Source organism: Burkholderia sp. AW49-1 (genome assembly GCF_053427845.1).
In genome coordinates this window covers 37,292-48,829 of the sequence record NZ_JBSAXF010000036.1, presented here as the reverse complement: position 1 = coordinate 48,829, position 11,538 = coordinate 37,292, and the positions used below count along the sequence as shown (strand labels likewise).

The window sequence follows — 11,538 nt, the reverse complement described above, 5'->3', positions numbered from 1 at the left end:
ACTATGACGATGCGACGAAGGGAAAGGTGACGCTCGGCGGCTCGGTGGCGGCACCGGTGGTGCTGACGAACGTCGCGAACGGTGTGAACCAGTACGACGCCGTTAACTTCGGGCAATTGTCCGAGCTGAGCGACCGTATCGGCAGCATGGGTGACCGGGTTGTTCTGCTTGAGCAAGGCGGTGCCGGCTCGGGGGGCGACGGCGGCACCATCGTTTCGCCGAATCCGAGCGATGGACGTGGCAACGTGGCGATCGGTTCGGGCGCGAGTATTAGCCCGGGCGCGAGTAATAGCACGGCGGTCGGTGCGACCTCCAACGTCGGCGGAACGGGCGGCACGGCAATCGGTTCGGGCGCGAGCGCTGCGGCGGAAAGCAGCACCGCGATTGGCGAAGGTTCGAGTGTCGCCGGTGCCGCAGTCAAGTCGGTCGCGATCGGCCAGGGCTCGACGGCCACGGAATCGAACACGGTGTCGTTCGGTGCAGCTGGCAGTGAGCGTCGCCTCGTAAATATCGCGGACGGTATCAACGCGACCGATGGCGCGACGAAGGGCCAACTCGACCGCGCGGTCGGCGGTTTGCAAGAGCAGATCAATGACGTGTCCAGGAACGCATACTCGGGTATCGCGGCAGCCACCGCGCTGACGATGATTCCGGGGGTCGATCCAGGGAAGACATTGTCATTCGGAGTCGGCGGTGCGTCCTACAAGGGCTATCAGGCAATGGCCTTGGGCGGTGAAGCTCGCATCACGCAAAACCTGAAGGTGAAGGCTGGCGTGGGCCTCGCCAGCGGCGGCAACACGGTTGGCATGGGCGCATCGTACCAGTGGTAACGCACGGGTTGGGTTTCCCAGTCCGTCCCAAGCCGTTCCGATCTTCCAAACCCCTCATATGGCCTATCGGTCATTTTGTGGGGGAGGCATTTCATAAGGTGACAAAGTCACGGAAATGCCAGTGAAGAAGCGACGGACGGGTACCATCACGGGCAGCGGCCGGAGGGCCGCTGCCTTAACCGGGCCTACCCGTGAAGACGTGTTTGTTTACGCTGGTATGAGTTGGATGGACTTGCCGATCGGGCGCTGAGCACCGATAGCACGGATGTCTATTTCATATGGCATTTGGCATCCGTACGCCGACCGCGCGCCCGTGGACTTCCGTCGAGATGTCGAATTGACGTCCGAACGATAAGTCATCAAAGCGTTCATACGACACGGCGGCCCTGACCGGTAGCCTTCGCCGGGCTGCGCGCCGCGGACGCGCGTGGTTGCCTGCCACGTTGCAGCAGAAACACGCCACCGAGGATTGCGCCCATCGCGAACAGTTCGACTGCGTCAGTCGGTTCCTGCGCGAGCCACGAACCCATCAGCAACGCAACGACCGGCGGAATGTACGTCACGCTGGACGCGGCCACGGCCCTGAGCCGTCCGACGATGAAGTAATAAAGAATGTAAGTGATCCCGGTGCCCGTCAGACCGAGTCCCAGCACGAGGCCGATCAGCACTCGCGCATCGCTGCCGAGAGACGCCGAGATTATGGTCGCCATTGGGCACCGGAGTGATGACGGATGGGAAATCGATTATTCGGTGCTGGAAAAGGCGCCACCACAACAGACGCCGACACAGTCGGCGCCTGACGAAGACAGTATGGAGATGCTGTCCACCCATCCTGCTAAGCCATCGCGCTGGGACGACGATTTCCGCGAACCGGCGCTCGAGGTCGAATGTGATTCGGTGAAGATCCATCACGTGAACTCGGTTGAGGTCAACACAACGCCCTACCTGGTTCACCGTCACCGCTTTGAAATGCGGGAGCCCAAGTTCCAGCCGCTGCACGATGCTCGTAGTCTGCGCATCAGTTATCTCACGCGGGTTTCAATGACGGGAGTAATCTCAGAAACGACCGTTCGCTCAAAGCGACGCTGAACGGCCGGTGCGAGTGGCATCCGTCAGTCGGCCGTCATCGGTTCTGGCCGATGAACATTCGCCGACGCGGACGACTGTCAACGCGTGTGCCCACAGTGCGCCCGGGATGCTCGAAATTTGACGAAAATGGGTGCGAAAGCATAGTCGACTAAGGAATGGCTATCGCTGTAAGTCGTTGAATCGACTACGCTTCCGTCACCGTCAATTCTCGACCGGCCGTTCTTCTAAGCCGTAGGTCACACGTTCGAATCGTGTAGGGCGGGCCAGTCAAATCAAGTACTCGGCTTCGTTTCAGAGTTCTCGTCCAGTCGTGCGTCTTTCCGTGTAGGTGTGGTGTAGGTTTTTCTGTCAACGACGTCTCTGTTCCGGTGTCGGTTGAGAATTGAAAAACAACGTCGGTAACGTCGGACAACTCCCGGCGCCTACATGACTCTTCTCTAACGGTCGGAGAGTTCGCCCATGCTATCGACGCGACCCGCTCGCCATCCGCCACCATCCCCGTAAAACACGAGTGATGCGAAGGGACCAATATGGGCGGATGGACTCGTATCCGGGCGGTCTTGACGGTGGCAGCGGGCGCGTTGGCTGGGCCGGGTGTACGTGCACAACGTCCGCTACGCTGAGCAGCGCGCCAATGCCGATTACGAGAACGCGCTCATCGATCCGCATTGACCGATCTTCGCCTTCACATGCCGTCATCGCCCAGGTTCGCCGTCGGGGCGACTCGCCATTGTCGTTTTAGAACGACCGTGCTAAATTTCCCGCCAGCATTTGTAATCACCGACTCAATCAGCTGGTTCCGGCAACCGGCGCCAACGGGCGCGCCGTCGCGCCGTCCGACAGGAGACAGACGTGATGGAGCATGCATCGATCAAGCGCCCGTGGATCGACCGGGTCGCGGAAGACCGGGTCGCGGAAGACCGGGTCGCGCAAGAGCGGGCCATGCACGAGCACCCGCGGGCGACGCGGGGCGTGCGGGCCGCATGGAGGGCGTCGCGATGAGCCTGCTGATGTCGCGACGCGATCTCGCGTTTCTGCTGTACGACTGGCTCGATGCGGATGCGCTCGCTGCGCTGCCGCGCTATGCGGAGCACAGCCGCGAGACGTTCGATGCGGTGCTCGACACCAGCGAGCGGATCGCGGCCGACCTGTTCGCGCCGCACGCGGCGCGCGGCGACCGTGAGGAGCCGCGGTTCGATGGCGAGCGCGTGACGCTGATTCCCGAGGTCGAGCCGGCGGTGCGGGCCTTCGCCGACGCGGGCCTGATCGCCGCGGGCCAGGACGAGGCATTCGGCGGGATGCGGCTGCCGAAACTCGTCGAAGCCGCATCGTTCCTGTTCTTCCAGGCAGCGAACATCGCGACCGCCGCGTATCCGTTCCTCACCGTCGCGAACGCGAACCTGCTGCTCGCGCACGGCAGCCCCGCGCAGATCGACGCGTTCGCGCGTCCCGAGCTGGAAGGGCGCTTCTTCGGCACGATGTGCCTGTCCGAGCCGCAAGCCGGTTCGTCGCTGTCGGACATCGTCACGCGTGCCGACTTCGACTGCGCATCGCCGCTCGGCCCGCGCTACCGGATCACCGGCAACAAGATGTGGATCTCGGGTGGCGAGCACGAACTGGCGGAGAACATCATTCACCTCGTGCTCGCGAAGATTCCCGACGAGCAGGGGCGGCTGCTGCCCGGCACGCGCGGCATCTCGCTGTTCATCGTCCCCAAGTATCTGCCGGCCGACGACGGCACCGCTCGCGGCGAGCACAACGACGTGGTGCTTGCGGGCCTGAATCACAAGATGGGCTATCGCGGCACGACCAACTGCCTGCTGAACTTCGGCGAAGGCACGCGCCATCGTCCGCAGGGGCGCGCCGGTGCGATCGGCTATCTGGTCGGCGAGCCCAATCACGGCCTCGCTTACATGTTCCACATGATGAACGAGGCGCGCATTGGTGTCGGCGCGGGTGCGGTGGCGCTCGGCTACACCGGTTACCTGCATGCGCTCGACTACGCGCGCAACCGGCCGCAGGGGCGTCCGCTCGGACCGGCCGGCAAGGACGCGGCGGCGCCGCAGGCGCCGATCGTCGCGCACCCGGACGTGCGGCGCATGCTGCTTGCGCAGAAGGCGTACGTCGAAGGCGGCCTCGCGCTGATCCTGTACTGCGCGCGGCTCGTCGACGAAGCGCGCGCGCACGGCGATGCGGCGGTGCGCGCCGAGGCCGCGCGACTGCTCGACATCCTGACGCCGATCGCGAAAAGCTGGCCGTCGCAGTGGTGTCTCACGGCCAACGATCTCGCGATCCAGGTGCATGGCGGCTATGGCTACACGCGCGACTATCCGGTCGAGCGGTTCTATCGCGACAATCGCCTGAACCCGATCCACGAAGGCACGCACGGCATCCAGGCGCTCGACCTGCTGGGCCGCAAGGTGGGTCAGGACGACGGCGCGCTGCTGCGTGCGCTCGATGCGCGCATCGACGCGACGGTCGAACGCGCGCGGGCGGCGGATGGCGACGCACGTGCGCATGCCGACGCGCTGGCGCCGCGCTGGGCGCGGCTCGTCGAAGTCACACGCGCACTGGCCGCGCTCGGCGATCCGCAGGTGCGGCTTGCGAATGCGAGCGTCTATCTGGAGGCGTTCGGCCATCTCGTCGTCGCGTGGCTGTGGCTCGACGTGACGCTCGCCGCGCACGGCCGCGATGACGATTTCCACGACGGCAAGCGAGCCGCCGCGCGGTACTTCTTTCGCTGGGAGCTGCCGAAGGTGGATGCGCAGATCGACCTGCTGTCGAACGTCGATACGACGACGCTCGACATGCGCGACGCGTGGTTCTGAGCGTCGCGCCACACGGATGACGGTGTCGCGGGGCGGGCCGCCTGGCCTGCGCCGCGCGCCAGTCGCGCGGCCCGGACGGCCCGCTGCCGTATCGATGCGCGGTGACGTCGCGCAAGGAGAATGGAGAGCATGAAAGCCCTGTTGTGTACCGCATTCGGCCCGATCGACCGCTTGCGTATCGAGGACGTCGCGATTCCCGAGCCGGCCGTCGGTCAGGTGCGGATCCGCGTGAAGGCGGCGTCGCTCAATTTCCCCGATGCGCTGATCGTCCAGGGGCTGTATCAGGTGAAGCCGGCACTGCCGTTCTCGCCCGGCGCCGAATTCGCCGGCGTGATCGACGCGGTCGGCGACGGCGTGAGCGCGTGGCGGCCGGGCGACGAGGTGGTCGCGTTCACCGGCCACGGCGGCTTCGCCGAGCAGTGCGTGGCCGACGTGCACCAGATCGCCGCGCTGCCGCCGGGGATGACGTTCGAGCAGGGCGCGGCGCTTGTGCTGGCCTACGGCACGTCGCTGCATGCGCTGCAGCAGCGCGCGCGCCTGCAGCAGGGCGAGACGCTGCTGGTGCTGGGCGCGGCCGGCGGTGTCGGGCTCGCCGCGATCGAGATCGCGAAGGCGCTGGGCGCGCGCGTGATCGCGGCCGCGTCGAGCGCGGACAAACTGGCGCTGTGCCGCGAAGCCGGCGCCGACGATACGATCGACTATGCGACCGAGGATCTGCGGCGCCGCGTCGACGAACTGACCGGCGGACGCGGCGCGGACGTCGTCTACGATCCGGTCGGCGGCGCGTACAGCGAGGCCGCGCTGCGCGCGACCGCGTGGCGCGGCCGGTTCCTCGTGGTCGGTTTCGCCGCCGGCGAAATTCCGAAGATCGCGCTGAACCTTGCACTGCTCAAGGAACGCGACATCCTGGGCGTGTTCTGGGGCGACGCGGTGCGGCGCGACCCCACGCAGCATGCGGCGAACATGCGCCAGCTGGCGCAATGGTTCGCGGCCGGCAAGGTACGGCCCGCGATCACCGAGCGCGTGCCGCTCGCGGGTGCGGCCGACGCAATTGCGCGCATGGCGAACCGGCAGGTCAAGGGCAAGGTCGTGATCCTGCCGGACGCGTGATCACGCCGGTGCCGATTCACGCGGCGGTGGCCCGACCGGGCGCCGCCTTCGATCGAGGTTCTTTCGTGTCACGTTACCGGAGTCGCTGACCATGCAACCCCTGTCGAATCTGCAACCCGCCGTCGCGACCTCGCTTGCTGCGTGGCACGCGATGCTCGCCCGCAAGGATTTCAGCGAGCTCGACACGATCGTCCATCCGGACGCCGTGTTCCGTTCGCCGATGGCGTTCAAGCCATACGGGCCGGCGCCCGCGCTGTTGCTCGCGCTGCGCACGGTGCTCACGATCCTCGAGAACTTCGAATATCACCGCACGTTCGCCGACGACGACGGCACGAGCGTCGTGCTGGAATTCAGCGCGACGATCGGCGACAAGCGGCTGAAGGGGATCGACATGATCCGCTTCGACGCCGACGGACGGATCGTCGAATTCGAGGTGATGATCCGTCCGTTCAATGCGCTGCAGGCGCTCGGCGCGGAAATGGGCGCGCGGCTCGGGCAGCAACTGCCGGCATTCAGGACCGGCGGGTGAGGGGGGCGGCGACGCCCCGCCTGCATTCATTGACTCAGTGAAATCGACGATGCGCGGCCGGCCCGGCCGCGTGTCGTGCTCTCCGGTGCGTCGCCGAGGAAGTCCGGCAACGCCCGCGGCGGCAGCGAAATCACGAAGCGTGCGCCGCCGAGCGGCGAATCCTCGAGCAGCACGTCGCCGCCGTGCACGAGCGCGACGCGCCGCACGATCGCGAGCCCGAGCCCGAACCCGCCGGTCTGCCGGTCGCGGCTCGAGTCGAGCCGCTGGAACGGTTCGAACACGCGCGCGCGTTCGGCGACCGGAATGCCGGGACCGTCGTCGTCGACGCTCAACACCAGCGCGCCGGACGCATCGTGCGTCGCGGACAGCACGACCGTGTGCGACGCATAACGTGCGCCGTTGCGGATCAGGTTCAGCAGCGCACGTGCGACGAGCTTCGGATCGCACACGTGCGTGGCCGGGGCGCCGGCCGTCGACACGCCGAGCGTGAGGCCGCGGTCGGCGACGTCGTTCGCGACGTTGCCGGCCACGCTGTCGATCAATGCATCGACGACGACGTCCATCGGCGCGAGCTCGCTTGCGCCTTGTTCGAGCCGCCCGATCGTCAGCAGCTCGGTCACGAGATCGTCGAGTTCGCGCACGTCGCGTCGCAGTTCGTCGCGGCGTTCGCGCATCCGGTCGCTGTCGTCGGAGTCGGCGAGCAGCGCGAGGCCGAATTCGAGACGCGCGAGCGGCGTCTTCAACTCGTGCGAGATGCCGTGCATCATTTCGCGCTGCTGCTTGATCGACGCCTCGATCCGCTCGGCCATGTCGTTGAACTGCTGCGACAGCTCGTAGATGTTCGATCGCCCGGACAGCTTCACGCGCGTCGACAGGTTGCCCGCGCCGAACGCATGCGCGGCGGCCTGCAGCTTGCGCAGGTCGCGCCAGTGATACGAGATCCACAGCGCGACGGCGAACAGCGCGGCGAGTGCGGTCATTCCGTATGCGTAGATCTGGATGTCGAGGTCGGCCGGTGCGATCGGGCGGGCATGCAGGACCGAGCCGTCCGCGAGCGGCATGTAGTAGTTCCTGCGGTCGTAACTGATCGCGATCCGGCCGGCGTCCAGATCACGCAGCGGCGCGCCGCTTAGCTGCGCGCGAGCGTAGTCCATCGTCACGAAACCGAATCGCTCGTTGCCGTGCTGCGCGAGCTCGCGCAGCGCGAGGGAGCGCTTCGCGCCTGGATGACGTTCGAGGTAGTCGTTCAGCACGAACGCGTACGTGGTCAGCGCGTTGCGCTGCGCCTGTGCGACGCGCTCGTAGAAAATTCTGTTGAACGACCATTGAATGAATACGATCGATGCGGCACAGCACAGGATCACGATGAGGTACAGCTTGATCAACGAGCGCAGCATTCAGTCATCCCACGCAGAAGGGCTGAAGAGGTAGCCGCGGCCCCAGATCGTCTTGATCCGTTGCGGCTCCGACGAAGCGTCCTCGAAGCGTCGACGCAGCTTCGAGATGCCCGAGTCGACCGAGCGGTCGATTCCGTCGAATTCGATCCCGCGCAGCTGCTTCAGGATCGCGTCGCGACTGAGCACCGTGCCGGCCGAGCGGGCGAGGATCAGCAGCAGATTGAACTCGGTGGTTTTCAGGTCGACGAGTTCGCCGCGCCACGTGACCGTGCGGTTCGGCGGTGAAATCGCCAGTTCGCCGAACACGAGCTCGTGCGCCGGCATGTCGGCGTGCGGGTCCGATGCCGCGGGCTGCGCGCGACGCAACAGTGCGCGGGCACGCGCCACGAGCACACGCGGCTCGATCGGCTTCGTCACGTAGTCGTCGGCGCCGATTTCGAGACCGGCGACCTGGTCGTAGACGTCGGCGCGCGCGGTGAGGATCAGCACGGGAACGTTGGTGAACGCGCGCATGCGCCGGCAGACTTCCATCCCGTCGAGATGCGGCAGCATCAGGTCGAGTATCACGAGCGCGGGCAGGTGTTCGCGTACCGCGGCGACCGCGAGATCGCCTCGGCGCACGACCGTCACCTCGAACTCGTAGCCGTCGAGGTATTCGCGCACGAGACGCGCGAGACGGTCGTCATCCTCGATCAGCAGCACGCGATGTTTGAGCGGATTGTCGTTCATGGGTCTCCTCGAAATGCACGCGTCGTCCGTCGCGCTGCAGGCGGCACGGCGCGCGTCACGCGAATTCTATCCGCCGTTCCGAAGGCTCGGTGCGACGCACGACAATCGGGAACACTCGAACACAATTGAGCACACATTTTCCGCAGATTCCGGACAGTCGCGCCGAACGGCCGAACCTAGACTTCGAGCTCCTTCACTCTTGTCCAGATATCGTGCGCCCATCCCTCCGCTCCTTGCGCCATTGCATGCCGCTTGCCGGTCTCACGCTTGCCGCCATGGCTCACGCCGAAAACCAGTACGCGATATCGCTCGGTGGCGGCTTCGCACCGCGCTACCAGGGAAGCAACCAGTATCGCGCGGTCGTCGGGCCGTCGTTTTCCGCGATGTTCGGCAATGGCTTTTTCATCGATACCAGCGCCGGCGCCGGCTATCGCCTGAACCTGCCCAACGGTGCGTTCGTGTCGGCTGCGGTGGGCTACGACGCGGGCCGTGCCGACGAAGACCGCTTCGGTCTGTCGGGCTCTGACCACCTGAAGGGTATGGGCCGGGTTCCGGGATCGGTGCTCGTCGGCTTGCGCGCCGGCGTGAAGCTGCTGGATGGCGGCGAACTGAGTATCGCGGTCGACGCGCCCGTCACGCATACGTCGCGCGGCTTGTCCGGCCATGTCGATCTCGCGGTGCCCCTGTTCGAGACCGGACGGCATTCGTTCGTCGCGACGGGCAGCGTGCACGCCGGCACGGGACGCTACATGCAGACGTTCTACGGCGTGACAGACGCGCAGTCGCTGACGAGCGGGTTCAGGCCGTATTCGACGAGCGGCGGGGTCGACAGCGCGACGCTGTCGCTCGCATGGAACTGGGACGTGTCGCGGCACTGGTCGGTACGCGCGACCGGCGGCTTCACGCGCCTGCTCGGGCGTTATGGCGACAGCCCGATCGTGCAGACGCGCAGCAACTACTATGGAATGGCCGGCGCGACGTACAAGTTCTGAACGGGACGCCGGCACGCATCGCGCATGCGGGATGCCGGCGCCGCTGTCACGGTTGCTGCGGATCGCGTGCGGTAACATGCACGCGGGTCCGCGCGACGCCGGGCCAGCGACACAGGTAAGCCGAAGTGGCTTGACCGCGTCGCGCAGTGCCGCCGTTCGCTGGCCTGCATCTGCCGGGATGCGGCTCGTGCCGCGCGCGGAATCGATGACGCACGCAATGCCCGGTGGCTCACATCATGCGTCGCATGAACGGCCGGGCCGCGACAGGGAGAAACCGATGAAGAAAACGATCGCGATGCTCGTGGCACTCGTTGCGAGCGCAACCTTTGCAGGATGTGCGGACATGAACACGAAGCACCCGAACTCCACCGCTGGCGGCGCGGTAATGAATCCGGCGTCGTCGGACGCCGTGGCGGCGTGCAAGGCGGACGCTGCGCCGGACGATGCGCTGATCGGCAAGACCGAGGCCGAGGCGGCCGCGCTGCTCGACGGCTGCCTGTGGCGCGTGCTCGAGCGCGACGGCCGGTCGTTGCCGGGCACGATGGACTACCGCGCGGAGCGCCGCGACCTCGGCATTCGCGACGGCAGGGTGATCTGGGTGCGGCGCGGGTGACGCGGCGGGCCGGCGCGTGCGTTACTTCGAGATGTACCAGAGCGCGTCGGTGCTGACGCGCGCGGCCGGTTTCGCCGCAGCCGGCGCCTGAGGTGTCGCGACGGGGGGCGGCGTGTTCGACGTCACTGCGGTGGGCCAGGTCGCGGGGGGCTGCGACGTGGTCGATGCCGTCGAGGTATTTGCCGTACTCGAGGTCGTTGCCGAACCCGACGTCGATGCCGTATCGATATACCAGAGCGCGTCGGACGATGTGGTGCGCTTGGCCGACGCATCGGCGGTGCGCTTCACCGTCGGCGCCGTCCCTCCCGAACGCGGCGTTCCCGCTCCCGCCCCAGTCTGCGCGGTCGCGCCCGCCGCGCCGCGCTGCGCGCGCGCCTCGAACGGCCCGAGCTGGAAGATTAACGTTTGCGCGGGACGCGTCAGAACGGCATACGGAAACTGCAGCTCCCACGACATCAGCACGCGGCCCGACGACGTCTCGGTGAAGATCGCCGGCACGTGCTTCATGTCGCTGAATTGCACGTAGATTCGCGCGCCGTCGTCGAACACCTGGGTCGGCTTGGCCTGGTCGGCACCCGTGACCGTCCAGCCGAAGTTGTACGTGCCGGCCGGGCCGGCGGGCCCGCCTTGCGGCTGCGGCGGCGGGGCGGCCGGCGCGAGCGTGCGGGCACGCGCGGCCGGCGGCGCCGACACGCTCAGGCTGGCGAACGGGTTGTACGCCTGCACCTGCTGCGGCGGCGTGAAAGAGGGTGGCAGGATGGGCATGGGAGTATCCGGCGAATCCGGCATGGTCCGGATTGCATCATAGACCTTGCGCGCATACGCGAGGCGCTTGTCGGGCGACGCGGAGTTGTACGCGCCGATCGCGTTCCAGTTGGCGCCGAGCTGGCGGATGTTCTGCGACAGGATCCACGCGCCGACGTACGCGTTGGTGCACGCATCGAACAGGCTTTCCCGCGAGATGCCTTCGCGCGCGAGCGTCGGCAGCCAGGTGCTGTTGATCTGCATCAGCCCGATGTCGACGGTGCCGTTCGTGTTGGTGTTGACGGCGTTCGGGTTCATTCCCGATTCGACCTGCGCGATGCCGCGCAGCAGGCTCACGCTCACTTTCTGGAACGTGGCCGCGTCGTCGAGGCAGTCGGCGTGCGCGAACCCGTGCAGCGCGCACGACAGCGCGATCGTCGCGGCGATCTTCGGCGTGGCGAGGTTCATCGAACGGGCAGTCTGACGCGGCATGGCAGGATGGGGCGGAATCCGGCCGCCCGGTGCAAGGAAATTACGCAGACGCGAAGTGTGCCATAGCGCGCAGTCAAATGGCTCGCGTCAAACTTTCCTTTGCATTTGCCGGCGCATGTGCCGCGCATTGTCGTTATCGCCGGTATCGACGCGCAACAGGACGGAATCGGTAAAAAAGACTGCAA

At 66.4% G+C, this 11,538-nt stretch carries 11 protein-coding genes; 7 read left to right on the top strand and 4 right to left on the bottom strand.

The annotated features are described in order from the left end of the window. Positions 1–830 (top strand): YadA family autotransporter adhesin (locus ACV22W_RS30140; protein ID WP_448023061.1); only part of this gene is annotated, 830 nt, incomplete at its 5' end. 368 nt (positions 831–1,198) lie between these two features. On the opposite strand, the gene ACV22W_RS30135 is transcribed toward ACV22W_RS30140, so the two are convergent. Further along, on the bottom strand, positions 1,199–1,498 hold the full coding sequence (locus ACV22W_RS30135; protein ID WP_448023060.1) for an EamA family transporter: 300 nt from the start codon (positions 1,496–1,498) through the stop codon (positions 1,199–1,201). 31 nt (positions 1,499–1,529) lie between these two features. On the opposite strand from ACV22W_RS30135, the gene ACV22W_RS30130 reads away from it, so the two are divergent. The 4 genes from ACV22W_RS30130 (at position 1,530) to ACV22W_RS30115 (ending at position 6,386) form a co-directional block, all read left to right on the top strand. Then, positions 1,530–1,919, top strand: coding sequence for a hypothetical protein (locus ACV22W_RS30130; RefSeq protein WP_448023059.1), 390 nt, complete (start codon positions 1,530–1,532; stop codon positions 1,917–1,919). A 998-nt stretch (positions 1,920–2,917) separates the two neighbouring features. Continuing rightward, complete coding sequence (locus ACV22W_RS30125) at positions 2,918–4,747, top strand: acyl-CoA dehydrogenase (protein ID WP_448023058.1); 1,830 nt, start codon at positions 2,918–2,920, stop codon at positions 4,745–4,747. A gap of 129 nt (positions 4,748–4,876) precedes the next feature. Beyond that, complete coding sequence (locus ACV22W_RS30120) at positions 4,877–5,857, top strand: NADPH:quinone oxidoreductase family protein (protein WP_448023057.1); 981 nt, start codon at positions 4,877–4,879, stop codon at positions 5,855–5,857. A gap of 85 nt (positions 5,858–5,942) precedes the next feature. Further along, positions 5,943–6,386, top strand: a complete 444-nt coding sequence (locus ACV22W_RS30115; RefSeq protein ID WP_448023062.1) for a nuclear transport factor 2 family protein — start codon at positions 5,943–5,945, stop codon at positions 6,384–6,386. Positions 6,387–6,412: 26 nt separating this feature from the next. Here the strand turns inward: ACV22W_RS30115 and ACV22W_RS30110 are convergent, their stop codons facing one another. Both ACV22W_RS30110 and ACV22W_RS30105 read right to left on the bottom strand, forming a co-directional pair. Next, positions 6,413–7,783 (bottom strand): ATP-binding protein, encoded by a 1,371-nt coding sequence (locus ACV22W_RS30110; protein ID WP_448023056.1) that lies wholly within the window; start codon positions 7,781–7,783, stop codon positions 6,413–6,415. Next, a complete protein-coding gene (locus ACV22W_RS30105) occupies positions 7,784–8,512 on the bottom strand; it encodes a response regulator (protein ID WP_448023055.1) in 729 nt (242 codons plus the stop codon). 245 nt (positions 8,513–8,757) lie between these two features. On the opposite strand from ACV22W_RS30105, the gene ACV22W_RS30100 reads away from it, so the two are divergent. Continuing rightward, positions 8,758–9,504, top strand: a complete 747-nt coding sequence (locus ACV22W_RS30100; RefSeq protein WP_448023054.1) for a MipA/OmpV family protein — start codon at positions 8,758–8,760, stop codon at positions 9,502–9,504. A 277-nt stretch (positions 9,505–9,781) separates the two neighbouring features. Then, the gene (locus tag ACV22W_RS30095) at positions 9,782–10,117 is read left to right on the top strand and encodes a hypothetical protein (protein ID WP_448023053.1); all 336 of its coding nucleotides are present in this window, start codon (positions 9,782–9,784) and stop codon (positions 10,115–10,117) included. Between the two features lie 21 nt (positions 10,118–10,138). Here the strand turns inward: ACV22W_RS30095 and ACV22W_RS30090 are convergent, their stop codons facing one another. After that, the gene (locus tag ACV22W_RS30090; protein WP_448023052.1) at positions 10,139–11,353 is read right to left on the bottom strand and encodes a transglycosylase SLT domain-containing protein; all 1,215 of its coding nucleotides are present in this window, start codon (positions 11,351–11,353) and stop codon (positions 10,139–10,141) included. Between the last annotated feature and the right edge of the window lie 185 nt (positions 11,354–11,538).

What these genes read in the sequence shown, in the direction of transcription:
- ACV22W_RS30130 (WP_448023059.1), top strand. Translation starts at nt 1,530, where the DNA reads ATGGTCGCCATTGGGCACCGGAGTGATGACGGATGGGAAATCGATTAT.
- ACV22W_RS30125 (WP_448023058.1), top strand. Translation starts at nt 2,918, where the DNA reads ATGAGCCTGCTGATGTCGCGACGCGATCTCGCGTTTCTGCTGTACGAC.
- ACV22W_RS30120 (WP_448023057.1), top strand. Translation starts at nt 4,877, where the DNA reads ATGAAAGCCCTGTTGTGTACCGCATTCGGCCCGATCGACCGCTTGCGT.
- ACV22W_RS30110 (WP_448023056.1), bottom strand. Translation starts at nt 7,783, where the DNA reads ATGCTGCGCTCGTTGATCAAGCTGTACCTCATCGTGATCCTGTGCTGT.
- ACV22W_RS30105 (WP_448023055.1), bottom strand. Translation starts at nt 8,512, where the DNA reads ATGAACGACAATCCGCTCAAACATCGCGTGCTGCTGATCGAGGATGAC.
- ACV22W_RS30100 (WP_448023054.1), top strand. Translation starts at nt 8,758, where the DNA reads ATGCCGCTTGCCGGTCTCACGCTTGCCGCCATGGCTCACGCCGAAAAC.
- ACV22W_RS30095 (WP_448023053.1), top strand. Translation starts at nt 9,782, where the DNA reads ATGAAGAAAACGATCGCGATGCTCGTGGCACTCGTTGCGAGCGCAACC.
- ACV22W_RS30090 (WP_448023052.1), bottom strand. Translation starts at nt 11,353, where the DNA reads ATGCCGCGTCAGACTGCCCGTTCGATGAACCTCGCCACGCCGAAGATC.